Annotated in this window: 16 protein-coding genes; 10 read left to right on the top strand and 6 right to left on the bottom strand. The window is 73.3% G+C overall.

Annotated features, from left to right (window positions below):
• Positions 1 to 71: 71 nt before the first annotated feature.
• From R2E43_RS14425 to R2E43_RS14415, 3 genes are all read right to left on the bottom strand, one after another.
• On the bottom strand, positions 72 to 2102 hold the full coding sequence (locus tag R2E43_RS14425) for a serine/threonine protein kinase (protein WP_332056255.1): 2031 nt from the start codon (positions 2100 to 2102) through the stop codon (positions 72 to 74).
• Complete coding sequence (locus R2E43_RS14420; protein WP_191850455.1) at positions 2099 to 2851, bottom strand: FHA domain-containing protein; 753 nt, start codon at positions 2849 to 2851, stop codon at positions 2099 to 2101. The genes R2E43_RS14425 and R2E43_RS14420 overlap by 4 nt, the downstream gene beginning before the upstream one ends.
• A gap of 125 nt (positions 2852 to 2976) precedes the next feature.
• Positions 2977 to 3564, bottom strand: a complete 588-nt coding sequence (locus R2E43_RS14415) for a single stranded DNA-binding domain-containing protein (protein ID WP_003974149.1) — start codon at positions 3562 to 3564, stop codon at positions 2977 to 2979.
• A 295-nt stretch (positions 3565 to 3859) separates the two neighbouring features.
• Between R2E43_RS14415 and R2E43_RS14410 the strand changes: the two genes are divergently transcribed.
• The 9 genes from R2E43_RS14410 to R2E43_RS14370 all read left to right on the top strand — a co-directional run bounded on the left by R2E43_RS14410 (position 3860) and on the right by R2E43_RS14370 (position 15817).
• Positions 3860 to 4714 (top strand): bifunctional methylenetetrahydrofolate dehydrogenase/methenyltetrahydrofolate cyclohydrolase, encoded by an 855-nt coding sequence (locus R2E43_RS14410; protein WP_003974148.1) that lies wholly within the window; start codon positions 3860 to 3862, stop codon positions 4712 to 4714.
• Positions 4704 to 5240, top strand: a complete 537-nt coding sequence (locus R2E43_RS14405; protein WP_003974147.1) for a DUF3017 domain-containing protein — start codon at positions 4704 to 4706, stop codon at positions 5238 to 5240. The genes R2E43_RS14410 and R2E43_RS14405 overlap by 11 nt, the downstream gene beginning before the upstream one ends.
• 392 nt (positions 5241 to 5632) lie before the next feature.
• Positions 5633 to 7033 (top strand): XRE family transcriptional regulator, encoded by a 1401-nt coding sequence (locus R2E43_RS14400; RefSeq protein WP_191850457.1) that lies wholly within the window; start codon positions 5633 to 5635, stop codon positions 7031 to 7033.
• Positions 7034 to 7395: 362 nt separating this feature from the next.
• A complete protein-coding gene (locus R2E43_RS14395) occupies positions 7396 to 8385 on the top strand; it encodes a malate dehydrogenase (RefSeq protein ID WP_003974145.1) in 990 nt (329 codons plus the stop codon).
• 228 nt (positions 8386 to 8613) lie between these two features.
• Entirely contained in the window at positions 8614 to 10143 is a 1530-nt protein-coding gene (locus R2E43_RS14390) for an aldehyde dehydrogenase family protein (protein WP_326650068.1), read from the top strand.
• A 56-nt stretch (positions 10144 to 10199) separates the two neighbouring features.
• On the top strand, positions 10200 to 11732 hold the full coding sequence (locus R2E43_RS14385) for a GMC family oxidoreductase (protein WP_332056254.1): 1533 nt from the start codon (positions 10200 to 10202) through the stop codon (positions 11730 to 11732).
• Positions 11729 to 12901, top strand: a complete 1173-nt coding sequence (locus R2E43_RS14380) for a quaternary amine ABC transporter ATP-binding protein (protein WP_003974142.1) — start codon at positions 11729 to 11731, stop codon at positions 12899 to 12901. Before R2E43_RS14385 ends, R2E43_RS14380 begins: the two co-directional genes overlap by 4 nt.
• Positions 12901 to 14847, top strand: coding sequence for an ABC transporter permease (locus tag R2E43_RS14375; protein ID WP_319129614.1), 1947 nt, complete (start codon positions 12901 to 12903; stop codon positions 14845 to 14847). Before R2E43_RS14380 ends, R2E43_RS14375 begins: the two co-directional genes overlap by 1 nt.
• A 1-nt stretch (position 14848) precedes the next feature.
• On the top strand, positions 14849 to 15817 hold the full coding sequence (locus tag R2E43_RS14370) for an ABC transporter substrate-binding protein (RefSeq protein WP_078653433.1): 969 nt from the start codon (positions 14849 to 14851) through the stop codon (positions 15815 to 15817).
• 3 nt (positions 15818 to 15820) lie between these two features.
• Here R2E43_RS14370 and R2E43_RS14365 read toward each other — a convergent pair whose 3' ends face one another.
• Genes R2E43_RS14365 through R2E43_RS14355 form a run of 3 tightly spaced genes read right to left on the bottom strand, consistent with a single transcriptional unit; the run spans position 15821 to position 17492 of the window.
• Positions 15821 to 16552, bottom strand: a complete 732-nt coding sequence (locus R2E43_RS14365) for an isocitrate lyase/PEP mutase family protein (RefSeq protein ID WP_003974139.1) — start codon at positions 16550 to 16552, stop codon at positions 15821 to 15823.
• Entirely contained in the window at positions 16549 to 16986 is a 438-nt protein-coding gene (locus R2E43_RS14360; RefSeq protein WP_332056253.1) for a carboxymuconolactone decarboxylase family protein, read from the bottom strand. Before R2E43_RS14360 ends, R2E43_RS14365 begins: the two co-directional genes overlap by 4 nt.
• Entirely contained in the window at positions 16983 to 17492 is a 510-nt protein-coding gene (locus R2E43_RS14355) for a carboxymuconolactone decarboxylase family protein (protein WP_011029897.1), read from the bottom strand. The genes R2E43_RS14360 and R2E43_RS14355 overlap by 4 nt, the downstream gene beginning before the upstream one ends.
• Before the next feature lie 47 nt (positions 17493 to 17539).
• On the opposite strand from R2E43_RS14355, the gene pdxR reads away from it, so the two are divergent.
• Positions 17540 to 18928 carry a MocR-like pyridoxine biosynthesis transcription factor PdxR gene (pdxR, locus tag R2E43_RS14350; RefSeq protein ID WP_106518535.1) on the top strand — a complete coding sequence of 463 codons (1389 nt, stop codon included), beginning with the start codon at positions 17540 to 17542 and terminating at the stop codon, positions 18926 to 18928.
• Positions 18929 to 18953: the final 25 nt, after the last annotated feature.

The raw sequence follows: 18953 nt of genomic DNA, 5'->3' as shown, positions 1-18953 counted from the left end.
GTACCGCCGAGGCGGTGTGCTCACACCGTGCCCCCCGGCGCCCGCCGCGCGGAACCTGGGAACTCCCAGGGTCACTTCCCCCGCCGGGGCGTGTACTCCTTGAGGTGGTGAGCGACGCGGTCGGCGTAGTCGCGGTACTTCGGGGGAACACCGCCCGCGTCGTTCACCTTCCGGTACGACGTCCGGTAGGCCACGGCGACCAGCACGCTGCGGTCGCCCGGCAGGCCGGCGTCGAGACGGGGCGCGATCCAGCACAGGTAACGGCCCATCGCCGGAACGGACTCGGCGGGCGGGAACGGCGGCTGCGGCACGGTCTCGCCCGGGGTGCCGTCCTCGTTCATCCACCAGCGCAGCACGCTCGGCGTCCAGCGGGCGATGCCGTACTCGTCCTTGGCCGGGTCGGCGAGATCCGGGTCGAAGTCGCTCTCGACCTTCAGCATGGCCGCGATCAGGGCCGGGCTGACCTCCTCGCGGTCGCAGTCGTGCGCCGTCTCCACGATCAGCAGGCGGTAGGCGGGCGGCACGTCCCGGTCGGTGCGCAGTTCGGCCGCCCCGTAGGAGGCGGCGGCGACGCTCCCGGTACCGCCGGGGCGCGGGCCCGCGGCCGGCTCCCGGCCGTCACCGGCCCAGCGGGCGACGCCGTAGCCGAGCGCGGCGAGGGCGAGCAGGCCCGCGGCCAGGGCGGCCAGGACCCTGCGCCGGGGGCGTGCGCGGGTGCGCAGCGAGAACCCCGCCCCGCCGCTCGCGCCCTCCGTCGTACCCGTCACGCGGCGCAGCAGGGCGTCGGTGCCGATGCGGTCGGCGTGCGTACGGGTCAGGCAGGCCCGCACGATCTCCCGCCACCCCGGGGGAAGTTCGGGGGACAGGCGCAGCTCGTGGCCGCCCCGGGCGTAAGCGACGGCGGCGTCGCGGCGGGCCGTGGGGGTGCCGCCGGGCAGCGGGAAGGAACCCGTGAGCACCAGGTGGGCCAGGACGCCGAAGGCCCACACGTCGGCGGAGGGGCGGATCCGGCGGCCCCGTTCGCCGATCTCGGACCACAGCAGCTCGGGGGGTGTGTAGTCCGGGGTGGAGAAGGCGGGCGTGTAGGCGTGGGTGCCCTCCAGCTCGGCGGCCATGTTGAAGTCGGCGAGCCGGGCCGAACCGTCCGCCATCAGCAGCACGTTGGCCGGTTTGAGGTCGCCGTGCACCCAGCCCGCGCGGTGCAGCTGGTGCAGGCCCTCGCAGACCTGCGCGAGCAGCGCGGGTCCGGCCGGCGGGCGGGGCGTGGCGGCGAGCAGGGCGGACAGCGAGCCCTCGGCCCGTTCCAGGACGAGGACGGTGGCGCCGTCGAGCCGGGGGTGGGCGGGGTCGTCGACGGTGAGGGTCTCGTACATCCGGATCAGCCGGGGCCGGCGCAGCCGGCGCAGCAACTCGACCTCGCGCTCGACCAGGTCCCGCAGGTGGGCCAGCTGCCGCGGGGTGCCGGTGCCGGTGGGCAGGAACTTCAGCGCGACGGTGTCGGGAACCTCCCCGCCCGCATCACCACCACGACCGGCGCCGACCACGCCGGCTCGCCCCGGCCGGCGGGCCGTGCCGTTCCCGCTCGTGTGCCCCGGGTTGTCGGTGTCGCCTTCGGCGGGGTGGGCCGTGTCGGTGTGCGTGCGGCTGGGGGCGTGGGTGCCGGTGCCGGTCCCGTGGCTGCGGCCGGTGCCGTCGGTGCCGGTCGTGACGTCCCCGCTCGTGTGCCCCGGGTTGTCCGTGTCGCCTTCGGCCGGGTGGGCCGTGTCGGTGTGTGCGCGGCTGGGGGTGTGGGAGCCGGTCCCGTGGCTGTCGTCGGTGCCGGCCGTGTCGGTCGTGCCGGGCCGGCTGGGGCGGTGCCCCGTACCGTCTCCGCCGGGCCGCGTCGGTGGGGCCTTCGTGTTGTCGTCTCCGCCGGGCCGCGTCGGTGGGGCCTTCGTGTTGTCGTCTCCGCCGGGCCGCGTAGGTGAGGCCTTCGTGTCGTCGCCGCCGGTGCGGCGTGCCGCGTACACGCTGCCGAAGGCGCCGGTCGCGATCGGGGCGTGCACCTCCCAGACGCCCACCCGGTACCCCCTGGGGACCGGGACGGCGTACGGCTCGGTCATCGCCGGACCTGGCCGGACGGTGCCGCGAGGACCACCAGGTCGTCCTCGCGGACCAGGTCGAAGCGGAGCGCCAGCGAGACCAGCGACTCCTTCTTGCCGTTCAGCCGGGGGCCCGGCTCGGCGGTCTCCGGGCCCGGCTTCAGCCGCAGCTTCACGGCGAGGTAGTCGATGTTCCACTGCACCGACGTGCGGGAGGCGGCCGGCCAGGCCGGGCGGAGCCGTTCGACGACCTGGTCCATGGTCGGCAGCGGAGCGTGCGGCGCCCCGCGCAGCCGCGGCTCGCACAGCGCCGCCAGCACCGCGAAGTACCGCTTGGTGCGGTCGACGGAGAAGGCCGGGGCGGTCGGCTCGCCGTCGGCGCCGTCCTCGCCGCGCAGATAGTCGTGGCGGGGCGCCCACACCTCGACCGGCAGCAGGTCACCGGCGGCGGGCAGCACGATCCGCGAGAACTCGAACGGCACCGGGGCGTCCAGGCGGCCGGGCGCCACCTTGATGTGCTCGCCCGCGCCCTCCGGGTTCTCCACCACGTAGGTCTGGTGGGCGGAGAGGTTGCTCAGGGTCCAGAAGGTGCCGTGCGCCGCGATCTCACCGGCTCTGCGGGACACCCCGTCGTGCCCGATCCGCAGCCCGCCCCCGGGCACGGACCGCCCGAAGACGAGCCGTTCGCCGGGCGCGAGCCGGTACTGGGTGCCGGTGCCTTTGCCTTCGTCCTCCGTGGTCGGCGGAGGTACCACGATGATGCTGTACAAGGTGCGTCTCCCCGTGCCTGACGGCTACCCGGGCCAGACTAGGGCGACGCACCAGGGCCGTGCCCCCCTCGTACGGGTGAGACACGGCCCTGTGGCGTGATTGGCGAGAAAGCGCTCCGCGCCGGTCAGTAGCGGGGTCGCCTGAACCACTCGGCGCTGGCGCGCTTGGCGGCGAACACGATCAGCAGGATCGAGACGATCATGATGAGCAGGCCGAGGCCGTAGATGGCCAGGGTGAAGATACCGGTCACGATCGCGAGGGAACCGTAGACGATCGAGCAGACCCGGACCGCGTTGCTGCCCTTGGCGTACTGCAGCACCAGGACGAGACCGAGTACGGCGTAGACGGCGGCCAGCGCGAGGAAGAAGACGACGATGCCCTTGCCCAGCTCGAGGAAACGTTCCGCTTCGGCGTCCCCGGAGACGCCGGCTTCCAGCATCACCTCGTCCCACTGGGACAGGTTGTAGGCGTAGACCGCGGCGACGATCAGATGGGCGGCGGCGATCACGGCGAGCATGATCTGCGCCGCGCGCGTGATGCCCGGCATCTCCGTCGGGCCCGGCCCGTAGCCTCCGCCGTACGGCTGCTGCACCGGAGGCGCCGCCGGGTACCCGTAGCCGGGCTGGCCCTGGGGCTGCTGCGGGTAGCCGTAGTTCGGCTGCTGGCCGCCCTGCGGGGGGCCGTAGGGGTTGTTCGGATCGCCGAAACTCATGGCGGGTCTTCCTCCGTCGCTGTCAAGTGCGGGGACGACGCGCGGCTCGACGCGGAGGAGATTCTTCTAGAGCGGTTCGTCCCCCCGGTACGGCCCCGCGGCACTGTGCTGCCCAATCGTTCTTGACCGAACTCTTACTTGTCCAGCCCGCCCGCAAGGCGTTGTGCAAGCGCAACAACATCGATCATGAGCGGATAGGGCGGGACGTGTCCCGCGGAGTCCGGAAGGTTCCCGTGCGGTGCCCGCATGCCGACCTGATTGGAACCGGGGGCCGGTCATCCGCGAGGATGGGGGCATGACCGCCCAGATTCTCGATGGCAAGGCCACCGCAGCCGCGATCAAGTCCGAACTGACCGCCCGCGTGGCGGCGCTGAAGGAGAGGGGCGTCACGCCCGGCCTCGGCACCGTCCTGGTCGGCGACGATCCAGGCAGCCAGAAGTACGTCGCCGGCAAGCACCGCGACTGCGCCCAGGTCGGCATCGCGTCCATCCAGCGCGAACTGCCGGCCACGGCCACGCAGGAGGAGATCGAGGCGGTCGTCCGCGAGCTGAACGAGGACCCGGCCTGTACGGGGTACATCGTCCAGCTGCCGCTGCCCAGGGGCATCGACGAGAACCGCATCCTCGAACTGATGGACCCGGACAAGGACGCGGACGGCCTGCACCCGATGAACCTGGGCCGCCTCGTCCTGAACGAGCCGGCACCGCTGCCCTGCACCCCCAACGGCATCCTCACCCTGCTGCGCCGCTACGGCGTCGAGATCAAGGGCGCCGAGGTCGTGGTCGTCGGCCGCGGCGTCACCATCGGCCGCCCGATGCCGCTGCTGCTCACCCGGCGCAGCGAGAACGCCACGGTGACCCAGTGCCACACCGGCACCCGGGACCTGGCCGCCCACCTGAAGCGCGCGGACATCGTGATCGCCGCGGCCGGTTCCCCGCACCTGGTGCGGCCCGAGGACGTCAAGCCGGGCGCGGCCGTCCTGGACGTCGGCGTCTCCCGCAACGCCGAGGGCAAGATCATGGGCGACGTGCACCCCGGCGTGGCCGAGGTGGCCGCCTGGATCTCCCCGAACCCCGGCGGCGTCGGCCCCATGACCCGGGCCCAGCTGCTCGTCAACGTGGTGGAGGCGGCGGAGCGCAGTGCCGGCTGAGGACACCAACGCCGAGCGTCCGGGCGACGCGCGGGCCCCGGAGGACGGGGCCCCGCGGGCGTCACAGGCCTCCGGGGAGCCGGACGGCATCACCGTCCGCGATCCCGTCAGCGCGCCCGACGCCGAGGGGCGGCCACGGCGCACCACGCGCCGGTTCCCGCTCTTCACCCGTGACACCGCCCGGCCCGAGGGCGGCGGCCGGGCCGCGCCCGGCGACGCCCCGGCGCCCGCCCGGCAGTGGCCGGTGCTCACCGTGACACTGCTGGTCGGCGTGGGCCTGCTGCTGACCGCGCTGGACGTGTTCCGCTGGGGGCTGGTCCTGGTCGGCGCCGCGTTGCTGCTGGGCGCCGCGCTCCGCTGGACGATGCCCCGCGTCGGCATGCTCGCCGTGCGCTCGCGCTTCACGGACATCGCGACCTACGGCGTCCTCGGCCTCTCCATCGCCCTGCTGGCGCTGATGGCCCAGCCGAACCCGGTGCTGGAGATCCCGTTCCTCAAGGACACCCTGCACTTCACGGTCAGCTGACCGCGACGCGGGGCGGCGGCCCGTCCTCACCCCCGTGAAAGGACGGGCCGCCGCCGGGAACAACCTTCCTGCACTTCGAACGCCCTGTTCAACGCCTGGCAGGGCGCTGTGGCACGGAAGTGACCGTTCCGCTACTCCGCTACGCGCCTCCTTCTCGGGGGTTCCGTTCCGGTCACGGGGCCGCCGGTGGGACACTGGACCCCGGGTCGGTGGGCGTGCGACGGTGCACGTTCGCGGCCTCTGTGCTCCTGTGCGCCCCCACCCCGGGAACTGAGATCCTGACCGGGCGCATCCCTGTGGGTAGCCAGAAACGGGTGCCGCGCGGGGGGACGCCGCGCGCGGGGACCAGCGGGGAAACGACCAGCACGTCACCGGGGGAAGAGGGGGAAGCAGTGCCTCGTTGGAAGGCCTTGCCGGAGGAACTCGATCCGCAGATCAGGGAGTTCACCAGTCAGCTGCGCCGGCTCGTGGACCGCAGCGAGCTGAGCGTGGCCTCGGTGGCCGACGCCACGGGCTACAGCAAGACGTCCTGGGAGCGCTATCTGAACGGCCGGCTGCTGGCGCCGAAGGGCGCCATCGTGGCGCTGGCGGAGGTGACGGAGACCAACCCCGTCCACCTGACCACCATGTGGGAGCTGGCCGAGCGCGCCTGGAGCCGCTCGGAGATGCGCCACGACATGACCATGGAGGCCATCCGGATCTCCCAGGCCCGTGCGGCCCTCGGTGAACTGGGCACGCCCGCGGCCAGGTCGGGCGGCTCCGCGGCCAAGTCGGGCCACGGCGGCAGGACCGGCAAGGGGAGCCGGACCGGCCGCCACGGCGGCGGCACGTCGGCCGCGTCCGGGATCGCCGGGCCCGCGGGTGTGTCGCCCACGCTGCCGCCGACGGTGCCGGCCCAGCCGACGGCCGCCGACAGCCCCGACTCGGCCCTCGGCGCGGGCCGGGACGGCGGCGCACCCGGTGCGTCCTCCGCCCCGTCCCCCGGCGGAGCGACCGACGGCAACTCGTGGGGTCTCGCCGGGTACCGGGGCCCCGCGCCGACCGGTGACCGCACGGCCCGCTCCGGCGTCCGGCCCGGCACCGAGGAGCCCGTGGGGCCGGCCGGACCCGCCGGGCCGCACGGCCCCGGCCCTGCCGGCGCGTACGACGAGCCCCGTTCCGACGCGTACGGCGGGCCCCGTCCCGACGCGTACGCCGGGCCCCGTTCCGGCGCGTACGGCGAGTCCCCTTCCGACGCGTACGGCGAGCCACCGCACGGCGGTGCCCGCGCGTCCCGCCGGACACCCCCCGGCGGCGGCGGCAACAAGCGGGTGACGACCGTGATCGCGGGCGTCGTCGGTGTCCTCGTCGTGATCGCGGGCGCCTTCTTCCTCCTGAGGGACGGCGGCGACAAGAAGAACGAGGGCACCAAGCCCTCCCCGTCCCCCACCGTGAGCAGCGAACCGAAGCTGCCGCCGGGCGTGAAGTGCAGCGGGGACGCCTGCACCGGCAAGGACCCGGAGGCCATGGGCTGCGGCGGCGACCTGGTGACCACCGGCGCGACCGCCGTGGTCGGCACCGCCGCCGTCGAGGTCCGCTACAGCGAGGTATGCGGTGCCGCGTGGGCCCGCGTCACCCAGGCCGCACAGGGCGACGAGGTCCAGGTGAGCGCCGGTGGCGCGGGCGAGCAGCGGGCGACGGTCGGCACCGTCGGCAGCACCGTCGCGTACACCCCGATGGTCGCCGTGAAGTCCGCGGCCGACGCCACGGCGTGCGCGACGCTGGCGGCGGGGACGCAGGGCTGCACGAAGTAGCGGCGGGCGGGCCGCAGCGGGCGTACGGCGGCCGACGGCGGGCCGGCGAAGAAATTCGTCCCGGGCAGGCATGCCCCGCGGCGTCACGGGCACGCGAGAAGTACCCCCACGGGAGTCCGGCAACGGTACCCCCGAACGGCGGTCGCCTTCGTCCTCCCTCTCCCGGACAGGCGGCCGCCTTCTTTTGCGCGCCGTTCGGCCGTTGGGCGGCTCGGTCCTGTGGGCCGGGCCACACCGACCCGGACGTGCCGGACACCACGGGCGCGATAGCCTGACGGCTGGATCGATCTCTTGATACCAAGAGATCGATCAAACGCCCGGGGCCGGGACGCCCCACCGCCAGCTGTCATACGGAGAACGCCATGACTCGCACTCCCGTGAACGTCACCGTCACCGGCGCGGCCGGCCAGATCGGTTACGCCCTGCTCTTCCGCATCGCCTCCGGCCAGCTGCTCGGCGCGGACGTGCCGGTCAAGCTGCGCCTCCTGGAGATCACCCCGGCGCTCAAGGCCGCCGAGGGCACCGCGATGGAGCTGGACGACTGCGCGTTCCCGCTGCTCCAGGGCATCGAGATCACCGACGACCCGAACGTGGCCTTCGACGGCGCCAACGTCGCCCTCCTCGTCGGCGCCCGCCCCCGCACCAAGGGCATGGAGCGCGGCGACCTCCTGGAGGCCAACGGCGGCATCTTCAAGCCGCAGGGCAAGGCCATCAACGACCACGCCGCGGACGACATCAAGGTCCTCGTCGTCGGCAACCCGGCCAACACCAACGCCCTGATCGCCCAGGCCGCCGCCCCGGACGTACCGGCCGAGCGCTTCACCGCGATGACCCGCCTGGACCACAACCGCGCCCTGACCCAGCTCGCGAAGAAGACCGGCTCGACGGTCGCCGACATCAAGCGCCTGACCATCTGGGGCAACCACTCGGCCACCCAGTACCCGGACATCTTCCACGCCACCGTCGCGGGCAAGAACGCCGCCGAGACCGTCAACGACGAGAAGTGGCTGGCCGACGAGTTCATCCCGACCGTCGCCAAGCGCGGTGCCGCCATCATCGAGGCCCGCGGCGCCTCCTCGGCCGCCTCCGCCGCCAACGCCGCCATCGACCACGTGTACACCTGGGTCAACGGCACCGCCGAGGGCGACTGGACCTCCATGGGCATCCCGTCGGACGGCTCCTACGGCGTCCCCGAGGGCATCATCTCCTCCTTCCCGGTCACCACGAAGGACGGCTCGTACGAGATCGTCCAGGGCCTGGACATCAACGAGTTCTCCCGCGCCCGCATCGACGCCTCCGTCAAGGAGCTGTCGGAGGAGCGCGAGGCGGTGCGCGGTCTCGGCCTCATCTGAGTCCGCCCCGACGCCCGCACGGGCCCCGTTCCGGTTCAGGCCGGGACGGGGCCCGTGTCCGTTTCCGTGCACCCATAAGACCCTTTTGCCGCCTTCCTTCGTGATGCGCCGCACTTTCGGCCGCCGATTCGGCATGCAAACGGAGCCGCGGGGCAGGGGCTCACGGTCCCCGAGAGCGACACCGGGTGACCCAGGGGGACCGATCGGGAACGGAAGGCAACACCGACCATGGCGAACAGCACGCACACTCCGGCGGAGCGGGCGCACCGGACCATCCACGCGGGAGGCGAGTGGCTCGCGGCGTCCTCCGGCGCCACGCGCGAGATCCTCGACCCCGCGGACGCCGTGGCGTTCGCCGTGGTCGCGGAGGGCGACGAGAAGGACACCGACCTCGCGGTGGCCGCCGCCCGCCGCGCCTTCGACGCGGGCGACTGGCCGCACACCCCGGTCGCCGAGCGCGCCGCCCTGCTGCGCCGCGTCGCCGGGCTCCTCGTGCGCGACCGCGAGAAGCTGGGCCTGCTGGAGAGCCGCGACGCGGGCAAGACCGTCGAGGAGGGGCGCGTCGACATCGACTGCGTCGCCGACGCCTTCCGCTACTTCGCCGACCTGGTCGCGGGCGAGGCCCCCGGCCGCGTCGTCGACGCGGGCTCGCCCGAGGTCCACAGCGTCGTCGTGCACGAGCCGGTCGGCGTCTGCGCGATGATCACGCCCTGGAACTACCCGCTCCTTCAGGCCAGTTGGAAGATCGCCCCGGCGCTCGCCGCCGGCAACACCTTCGTGATCAAGCCCAGCGAGATCACCCCGATGACCACCATCGCCCTGATCGACCTGCTCGTCGAGGCCGGCCTCCCCACCGGCGTCGCGAACATCGTCACCGGCCCAGGACACACCGTCGGCGCCCGGCTCGCCGAGCACCCCGACGTCGACCTGGTCTCCTTCACCGGCGGCCTGACCAGCGGTGTCAAGGTCGCCCAGGCCGCCGCCGTCACCGTAAAGAAGGTCGCCCTCGAACTCGGCGGCAAGAACCCCAACGTGGTCTTCGCCGACGCCTGCGCGACCGAGGAGGGCTTCGACACCGCCGTCGACCAGGCACTCAACGCCGCCTTCATGCACAGCGGGCAGGTCTGCTCCGCCGGCGGCCGCCTCATCGTCGAGGAGTCGGTGCGCGAACGCTTCGTCGCCGAACTCGCCCGCCGCGCGGAGCGGATCCGCCTCGGCCGCGGCACCGAGGAGGGCGTCGAGTGCGGCCCGCTCGTCTCCGCGCAGCAGCGCGCCAAGACCGAGGACTACGTCGCCTCCGCCCTCGCCGAGGGCGCCGAACTGCGCTGCGGCGGCAAGCGCCCCGAGCCGTCCCCCCAGCGGCCCGAGTCCGGCTACTTCTACGAGCCGACCGTCCTCGACCACTGCCGCCGTGAGATGCGGGTGGTACGGGAGGAGGTCTTCGGACCGGTCCTCACCGTCGAAACCTTCCGCACCGAGGACGAGGCCGTAGCCCTCGCCAACGACACCGAGTACGGTCTGGCCGGTGCCGTCTGGACCGCCGACGCGGGACGGGCCCGCCGGGTCGCGGGCCGGCTGCGGCACGGCACCGTGTGGATCAACGACTTCCACCCCTACCTGCCGCAGGCGGAGTGGGGCGGCTTCGGCAAGAGCGGCGTGGGCCGCGAACTGGGCCCCGCGGGCCTCGCCGAGTACCGCGAGAGCAAGCACGTCTACCAGAACCTGGCGCCGAAGCCCGTCCGCTGGTTCTCCGGCTGACCACTCCCGTCTCCGTACGTCCCCGCACCATCCGCTCGCCCCACTGGAGTACCCCCATGCCAGAAACCACTCACGTCTACGACTACGTCGTCATCGGCGGCGGTACGGCAGGCTCCGTGATCGCCTCCCGCCTCACCGAGAACCCGGACGTCACCGTCGCCGTCATCGAGGGCGGCCCCAGTGACGTCGGCCGCGACGACGTGCTGACCCTGCGCCGCTGGATGGGCCTGCTCGGCGGCGAGCTGGACTACGACTACCCCACCACCGAGCAGCCACGCGGCAATTCGCACATCCGGCACAGCCGCGCCCGCGTCCTCGGCGGCTGCTCCTCGCACAACACCCTCATCGCCTTCAAGCCGCTGCCGTCCGACTGGGACGAGTGGGAGGCGGCCGGCGCCAAGGGCTGGGGCGCGGTCCAGATGGAGGCGTACTTCGCCCGGCTGAAGAACAACATCGTCCCGGTCGACGAGAAGGACCGGAACGCCATCGCCCGCGACTTCGTCGACTCCGCGCAGAAGACGCTGGAGGTCCCCCGGGTCGAGGGCTTCAACAAGAAGCCCTTCACCGAGGGCGTCGGCTTCTTCGACCTCGCCTACCACCCCGAGAACAACAAGCGCTCCTCGGCGTCGGTGGCCTACCTGCACCCCGTGATGGACGAGCGCCCCAACCTCACCCTGATGCTGGAGACCTGGGCGTACCGGCTCGAACTCGACGGCACCCGCGCCGAGGGCGTCCACGTCCGCACCAAGGACGGCGAGGAGATCCTGGTCAAGGCCCGGGGCGAGGTCGTGCTGTGTGCCGGTGCCGTCGACTCCCCACGTCTGCTGCTGCACTCGGGCATCGGCCCTCGCGAAGACCTCGAAGCCCTCGGCATACCCGTGGCGCTCGACCTGCCCGGCGTCGGCGAGAACCTGCTCGACCACCCCGAGTCGGTGATCGTCTGGGAGACGAACGGGCCCATCCCGGACAACTCCGCGATGGACTCCGACGCCGGTCTGTTCGTGCGCCGCGACCCCGAACACGCGGGCCCCGACCTGATGTTCCACTTCTACCAGATCCCGTTCACGGACAATCCGGAGCGCCTCGGCTACCAGCGCCCCGAGTTCGGCGTCTCCATGACCCCGAACATCCCCAAGCCGAAGTCGCGCGGCCGCCTCTACCTCACCAGCGCCGACCCGTCCGAGAAGCCCGCCCTGGACTTCCGGTACTTCACCGACGAGGACGACTACGACGGCCGCACCCTCGTCGACGGCATCCGCATCGCCCGCGAGATCGCCGAGTCCCAGCCGCTGGCCGGCTGGCTCAAGCGCGAGGCCTGCCCCGGCCCGGACGTCACCGGCGACGCGGAGCTGAGCGAGTACGCCCGCAAGGTCGCCCACACCGTCTACCACCCGGCCGGCACCTGCCGCATGGGCGCCGCCACCGACGAGCAGGCCGTCGTCGACCCCGAGCTGCGCGTCCGCGGCCTGACGGGCCTGCGCATCGCCGACGCCTCCGTCTTCCCGACCATGCCCGCCGTCAACCCGATGATCGGCGTCCTCATGGTCGGCGAGCGCGCCGTCGAGCTGATCGGCGGTGACGCCCGATGAGCACCACCGGCAAGAACACCACCGCCGCCGCGACCGAGCGCCCGCCGGTCTTCTCCGTCGACGGCCTGTGGAAGGTCTTCGGCCCGAAGGCCGCCCGCGTCCCCGCCGACCCGGACCTCACCGCCCTGAGCCCGGCCGAGCTGCGCTCCCGCACCGGCTGCACCGCCGCCGTCGCCGACGTCTCCTTCGACGTGCGCAAGGGCGAGGTCTTCGTCGTCATGGGCCTGTCCGGCTCCGGCAAGTCCACCCTCGTACGCTGCCTGACCCGCCTCATCGAGCCGACGGCCGGGTCCATCGTCATCGACGGCGAGGACGTCCGGGCGATGGACAGGTCCCGGCTGCGCGAACTGCGCCGGCACCGGGCCGCGATGGTCTTCCAGCACTTCGGCCTGCTCCCGCACCGCACCGTCCTGGACAACGTCGCCTACGGCCTGGAGGTCCAGGGCATGGGCCGCGCCGAGCGCCGCGAGCGCGCCGCCGCGATCGTCGCCAAGGTCGGCCTGGAGGGCCTGGAGCAGCGCCGCCCCGGCCAGCTCTCCGGCGGCCAGCGCCAGCGCGTCGGCCTCGCCCGCGCCCTCGCCGTCGACCCCGAGGTGCTGCTCTTCGACGAGCCGTTCAGCGCGCTGGACCCGCTGATCCGGCGGGACATGCAGGAGGAGGTCGTCCGGCTGCACCGCGAGGAGGGCCGCACGATGGTGTTCATCACCCACGACCTCCAGGAGGCCCTCAAGCTCGGCGACCGCATCGCCCTGATGCGCGACGGCCGGGTGGTGCAGCTCGGCACGCCGGAGGAGATCGTCGGCTCGCCCGCCGACGACTACGTCCGCGAGTTCGTCCGCGACGTCCCGCGCGAGCAGGTCCTCACCGTCCGCACGGCGATGCGCCCCGCCGCGAACGCCGACGAGGCGGGCACGGGCCCGGCGATCCGCCCGGAGGCCACGGTCTCGGAGGCCATCGAGGCGGTGGCAAGGGCAGGCTCGGCGGCCCGCGTCATATCCGACGGCCGCTGCCTGGGCGTGGTCGACGCGGCAGACCTCCTGTCGGTGGTAGCAGGCACCGCAGCTGCGGGCAGTCGTGCCGCTGGGGCGGCACGGGTGGGCGCAGCGGCAACCGGCGAGCGCCGTGAGCCGACCGGCCCCCGCCCCGCCACCACCGAGGAGCCGGTCTGATGGCAACGATCACGGCCACGGCCCGAAAGCCCGCCCCGCCGGGCATCCTCACTCACAGAGCCGTCCGCAAGCTCCTGATCCTCGCCCTCGCGGCAGCGGTCCTCGCCCCCATAGCCGCCACGCAGTGGCCCGGCGCCACCTGGCCCACCGCCCTCACCGTCGACGTCTCCGAACCCCTCGGCAAGGCCAGCGACTGGATCATCGACAACCGCGACACCCACCCCCTGTTCCTCTACTTCTTCGGCCACGTCAGCAACATCGTCGTCATCGCCGTACGCGCCGTGTACCTCGCCCTCCTCGCCGTCGGCTGGGCCGGGGTCACCGCGATCGGCGCCCTGGTCGCCTGGCGGGTGGCCGGAGTGAGGCTCGCGGCGGGCACCGCGGCCGCGTTCCTCGCCTGCGGCCTGCTCGGCATGTGGGTGCCGACGATGCAGACCCTCGCCCTCATGGTCGTCGCCGTCCTCGCCTCCGTCGCCGTCGGCGCCCTGCTGGGCCTCGCCGCCGGCCTGTCCGACCGAATGGACCGCGTCCTGCGCCCGGTGCTCGACACCATGCAGGTGCTGCCCGCCTTCGCCTACCTCCTCCCCGTCGTCCTGGTCTTCGGCATCGGCGTCCCCGCCGCCGTGCTGGCCACCGTCGTCTACGCCGCCCCGCCCATGGCCCGGCTCACCTCGCTGGGCCTGCGCGGCGCGGACCGGGAGGTCCTGGAGGCCGTCGAGTCCCTCGGCACCACCGCCCGCCAGCGCCTGCTGACCGCCCGCATCCCGCTGGCCCGCAAGGAACTCCTCCTCGGCGTCAACCAGACGATCATGATGGCGCTGTCCATGGCCGTCATCGCCTCGGTCATCGGCGCCGGCGGCCTCGGCGACCGCGTCTACCAGGCCCTCGCCTCGGTCGACGTCGGCGCGGCCCTCGCGGCCGGCATCCCGATCGTGCTGCTCGCCGTCGTCCTGGACCGGGTGACCGGCGCGGCCGGGGAACGCCTCGGCGAGTCCGGAAAATCCCCGGTGACCTGGCTGTACGCCCTGGTCGTCGCCGCGGCCGTCGCGCTCGCCGGACGCCTGGCCGGCTTCCTCGACTGGCCCGACGGCTGGGACCTGAACATCGCCGAGCCCGTCAACCGGGCCGTCGACTGGATGACCGCCCACCTGTACTCCGGCGTCCCCGTCGTCGGCGGCACCGCCGACTGGGCCGCGCACTTCACCAGCTGGGTCCTCAACCCGCTGCGCGAGGGCCTCCAGTGGCTGCCCTGGTGGTCCGTACTCCTGATCGTCGCCGCCCTGGCCTGGCTGATCGGCACCTGGCGCACCGCGCTCACCGCCGTCCTCGCGATGGCCGCGATCGGCGTGCTCGGCGTGTGGAACCCGTCCCTGGACACGCTCTCCCAGGTGCTCGCCGCCGTCGCCGTGACCCTGGTCGTCGGCTTCGCCACCGGCATCGCCGCCGCCCGCAGCGACCGCTTCGAGCGCCTGCTGCGGCCCGTGCTCGACGTCTTCCAGACCATGCCGCAGTTCGTGTACCTGATCCCGGTCGTCGCCCTGTTCGGCGTGGGCCGCGCGCCCGCCGTGGCGGCAGCGGTCGTCTACGCCCTCCCGGCCGTCGTCCGCATCACCGCCCAGGGTCTGCGCCAGGTCGACCCGGCCGCCATGGAGTCGGCCCGTTCGCTCGGCGCCACCAGCGGCCAGCAGCTCCGCCAGGTCCAGCTTCCGCTGGCCCGCCCGGCCCTGCTGCTCGCCGCCAACCAGGGCGTCGTCCTGGTCCTCGCCGTCGTCATCATCGGCGGCCTGGTCGGCGGTGGCGCGCTCGGCTACCAGGTCGTGTTCGGCCTCGCCCAGGGCGACCTGGCGACCGGCCTGGTCGCGGGCGCCGCGATCGTCTGCCTCGGCCTGATGCTCGACCGCGTCACCCAGCCCACCGAACGCCGTACGACGAAGAAGGGAGCCTGACATGCGACTGCGACCGCGTATCCGTACGACTTCCGCCCTCGCGGGCGTGGCCGCGCTGACGCTGCTCACCGGCTGCGGCGCCGCCGACATGACCAAGCAGGCGTCCCCCTACGCCAACGCCCAGGGCGCCAGGACCGTCACCCTGTCCGTGCAGTCCTGGGTCGGCGCCCAGGCCAACGTGGCCGTCGCCCAGTACCTGCTGGAGCACGAGCTGGGCTACCGCGTCGACACCGTCCAGGTCGACGAGGTCCCCGCCTGGGACGCGCTCAGCCAGGGCCGCGTCGACGCCATCCTGGAGGACTGGGGCCACCCCGAGCAGGAACAGCGCTACGTCCAGGACAAGAAGACCATCGCCCCGGGCGGCGACCTCGGCGTCACCGGGCACATCGGCTGGTTCGTCCCGACGTACTTCGCGAAGAAGCACCCGGACGTCACGAACTGGAAGAACCTGAACAAGTACGCCGACCTGCTGCGCACCGCGGAGAGCGGCGGCAAGGGGCAGCTCCTGGACGGCTCCCCGTCCTACGTCACCAACGACAAGGCCCTGGTGAAGAACCTGGACCTGGACTACCAGGTCGTCTTCGCCGGTTCCGAGGCCGCCCAGATCACCCAGATGCAGCAGTTCGCCAAGGAGCGGAAGCCCTTCCTCAGCTACTGGTACACCCCCCAGTGGCTGATGGAGAAGGTCCCGATGACCGAGGTGAAGCTGCCCCCGTACGAGGAGGGCTGCGACGCCGACCCCGAGAAGGTCGCCTGCGCCTACCCCGTCACCCCGCTGCAGAAGTACCTCAACGCCGGCTTCGCGAAGGACGGCGGCAAGGCGGCGGAGTTCCTCAAGCGGTTCACGTGGACGACGGAGGACCAGAACCAGGTCTCCCTGATGATCGCCCAGCAGAAGATGCGGCCCGAGGAGGCGGCGAAGAAGTGGGTGGACGGCCACGAGTCCGTCTGGAAGAAGTGGCTGCCCTGACCCTCACTTCACGGGCCGGCCCGCGAGCCCTGCCGCGGCCTCCCGCACCGACTGCTCCGCATGCCGCTGGAGACCGGGCCCGAACGTGATCCGGGTGGCCCCGAGCCCGCCGAGTTCGGCGGGTGCGGGGCCCTGCCCGGGCCGCGCGAACACGTTCACCGGCCCCTGGATCCCGGACCGCAGCAGCGGCAGCAGGGCGGTCGGGGCGGCGATGGGATACACGCAGTCGGCGCCCGCGGCGACATAGGCGGCGGCCCGCTCGATCGCCGCTCCCGGATCGTCGACGCCCCGGATGAACGTGTCGATCCGGGCGTTCAGGAAGAGCCGGTCACCGGCCTCCTCCCGCACCCCGGCCAGCCACTCGGCGTGCTCCGCCGGGTCCTTGAGCCCCCCGTCGGTGGAGTCCTCCAGGTTGCAGCCGACCACGCCCACCTCGAGGAGCCGCTCCACCAGCTCCTTCGGCGCCAGGCCGTAACCGTCCTCGACGTCCGCCGACACGGGCACGTCCACGGCGCGCACGATCCGCGCGACGGCCGCGAACATCTCGTCGGCCGGGGTCTGCCCGTCCTCGTACCCGAGCGAGGCCGCCACCCCGGCGCTCGGCGTCGCGAGCGCCGGGAACCCGGCCTCCACGCACACCCGGGCGCTCGCCGCGTCCCAGGGGCCCGGCAGGACGAGGGGGTCGTCCGGGACCCGGCCGTGGTGCAGGGCGCGGAACGCGGCGGCATGACTCACGGTGTGTAACCCCCCGGTGGGACCCTGCGGCTGACCATCAGCCGGTTCCAGCTGTTGATGACGGTGATCAGCCCGATCAGATGGGCGAGTTCACCGTCGTCGAAGTGTACGGCGGCCTCCTCGTACACCTCGTCGGGCACGAAGCCCTCGGTCAGGACGGTCATCGCCTCGGTCAGCGCGAGCGCGGCCCGCTCCCGCCCGTCGTACAGGTCCGCCGCCTCCTCCCAGGCGGCGAGCAGACCGAGGCGCTCCTCGCCCTCCCCGTTCTGGGCGAGGTGCATGTCCAGGCAGAACGCGCAGTGGTTGAGCTGCGAGGCCCGGATCATCACCAGCTCGGCGAGCACGGGGTCGCCGAGCCCCTTCTTGGCCGCCGCGCTCAGCGCCGACAGCGCCTTCCCGACCTCCCGGTCCAGGAGCTGCGTGCGTGCCGTCACGCGTTCCCGCCGGGCGTGTAGTGGCCCGGCGTCATCCGGCAGGTCACGCCGAACCGGTTCCAGGCGTTGATCGTCGTGATCGCGGCGATCAGCTGCGCCAGCTCCGGCTCGTCGAAGTGCTTGGCGGCCTTCTCGTACACCTCGTCCGGCACGAAGCCGTCGGTCAGCACGGTGACCGCCTCGGTCAGCTCGATCGCCGCCAGCTCCTTCTCCGTGTAGAAGTGCCGCGACTCCTCCCAGGCGGCCAGCTGCACGATCCGCTCCACGCTCTCACCGGCGGCCAGGGCGTCCTTGGTGTGCATGTCGAGGCAGAAGGCGCAGTGGTTGATCTGCGAGGCGCGGATCTTCACCAGCTCGTACAGCGCCGGGTCCAGTCCCCGCTTGGCGACGGTCTCGAGCCGGATCATCGCCTTGTAGACCTCGGGGGCGTGCTGGGACCAGTTCAGCCGGACGGGTACCTCGGCGGCGTAGTCCGTGGTCTTCGTGTCGTCGGTGGGTGTCGTCATGCCTTCGACCCTAGGCAGGAAACAGCCCAGCGGTATGGTCCATTTCCATGGCGAATTCCTGGGCCACTCTCGGCGTGGACCTGCACCTCGAACCCACCGGTCCCGGCCTGCGCCGCGGTCTCACCGACGCGTTGCGCGAGGCCGTCCGCACCGGCCGGCTGGGACCCGGTACCCGGCTCCCCTCGTCCCGCGTCCTCGCCGCCGACCTCGGTATCGCCCGCAACACCGTCGCCGACGCCTACGCCGACCTCGTCGCCGAGGGCTGGCTCACCGCGCGCCAGGGCTCGGGCACCCGCGTCGCCGACCGGGTCGCCGCCCCGCCGGCCGAAGCCTCGGCCCGGCGCCCCCGGGAGCCCGCCCGGCCCCTCCACGACCTGCGCCCCGGCAGCCCGGACCTCGCCAGCTTTCCGCGCGTCGAGTGGCTCAGAGCCGCCCGCCGCGCCGTCACGGCCGCCCCCAACGAGGCCTTCGGCTACGGCGATCCCCGCGGCCACCCCGAGCTGCGCGGCGCGCTGTCCGCCTACCTCGCCCGTGCCCGGGGCGTGCGCGCCGCCCCCGACCACCTGCTGGTCTGCGGCGGCGTCGCCCACGCCCTGGTGGTGCTGGCCGCGGTGCTGCGGGCCCGTGGCGTGCGCACCGTGGCCGTCGAGTCGTACGGCCTCCACGTCCACCGCGACCTGCTCGAAGCCGCCGGTCTGCGGACCGTCCCGCTGCCCGTCGACGACCGGGGCGCCGACCCCGGGGCGCTCACGGACGCGGGCGCCGTGCTGCTCACCCCCGCCCACCAGTTCCCGACCGGTGTGCCGCTGCACCCCGACCGCCGGGCGGCCGTCGTGGACTGGGCGCGGCGCACCGGCGCCCTGATCCTGGAGGACGACTACGACGGCGAGTTCCGCTACGACCGCCAGCCCGTCGGCGCCCTCCAGGGACTCGCCCCCGACCACGTCGTCTACCTCGGCACCGCCAGCAAGTCACTCGCCCCCGGCCTGCGCCTGGCCTGGGCGGTGCTGCCGCCGGGGCTCGCCGACGAGATCACGGCGACCCGCGGCGGCTCCGACACCTGCGGCGTGCTGGAACAGCTCACGCTGGCCGAGTTCCTCGCCTCCGGCGCCTACGACCGGCACGTCCGTGCCTCCCGCCTGCGCTACCGGCGCCGCCGGGACGCCCTGGTCGCGGCCCTCGCCGGCCGGGTTCCCGAGGTGCGGATCGCCGGGATCGCGGCCGGTCTGCACGCCGTCCTCGGGCTGCCGCCCGGCACCGAGCAGCAGGTACTCAGATCGGCGGCCTGGCAGGGCCTGGGCCTGCACGGCCTGTCCGTCTTCCGCCACCCGAGGGCCACGACCGACCCGCTGGACGCGGTGGTCGTCGGCTACGGCACCCCGCCCGACCACGCCTGGACGGGCGCCCTGGACGCGCTGTGCCGGGCGCTGCCGTGAAGCCCGCGGCGGGAGCCGCACACGC

Source organism: Streptomyces violaceoruber, from assembly GCF_033406955.1.
Taxonomy (GTDB): Bacteria; Actinomycetota; Actinomycetes; order Streptomycetales; family Streptomycetaceae; genus Streptomyces; species Streptomyces violaceoruber.
This window is presented reverse-complemented; position numbering and strand designations above follow the sequence as displayed.

Coding starts and splice junctions, on each gene's coding strand:
- R2E43_RS14425 (WP_332056255.1), bottom strand. CDS start 2,102: ATGACCGAGCCGTACGCCGTCCCGGTCCCCAGGGGGTACCGGGTGGGC.
- R2E43_RS14415 (WP_003974149.1), bottom strand. CDS start 3,564: ATGAGTTTCGGCGATCCGAACAACCCCTACGGCCCCCCGCAGGGCGGC.
- R2E43_RS14410 (WP_003974148.1), top strand. CDS start 3,860: ATGACCGCCCAGATTCTCGATGGCAAGGCCACCGCAGCCGCGATCAAG.
- R2E43_RS14395 (WP_003974145.1), top strand. CDS start 7,396: ATGACTCGCACTCCCGTGAACGTCACCGTCACCGGCGCGGCCGGCCAG.
- R2E43_RS14390 (WP_326650068.1), top strand. CDS start 8,614: ATGGCGAACAGCACGCACACTCCGGCGGAGCGGGCGCACCGGACCATC.
- R2E43_RS14385 (WP_332056254.1), top strand. CDS start 10,200: ATGCCAGAAACCACTCACGTCTACGACTACGTCGTCATCGGCGGCGGT.
- R2E43_RS14380 (WP_003974142.1), top strand. CDS start 11,729: ATGAGCACCACCGGCAAGAACACCACCGCCGCCGCGACCGAGCGCCCG.
- R2E43_RS14375 (WP_319129614.1), top strand. CDS start 12,901: ATGGCAACGATCACGGCCACGGCCCGAAAGCCCGCCCCGCCGGGCATC.
- R2E43_RS14370 (WP_078653433.1), top strand. CDS start 14,849: ATGCGACTGCGACCGCGTATCCGTACGACTTCCGCCCTCGCGGGCGTG.
- R2E43_RS14355 (WP_011029897.1), bottom strand. CDS start 17,492: ATGACGACACCCACCGACGACACGAAGACCACGGACTACGCCGCCGAG.
- pdxR (WP_106518535.1), top strand. CDS start 17,540: ATGGCGAATTCCTGGGCCACTCTCGGCGTGGACCTGCACCTCGAACCC.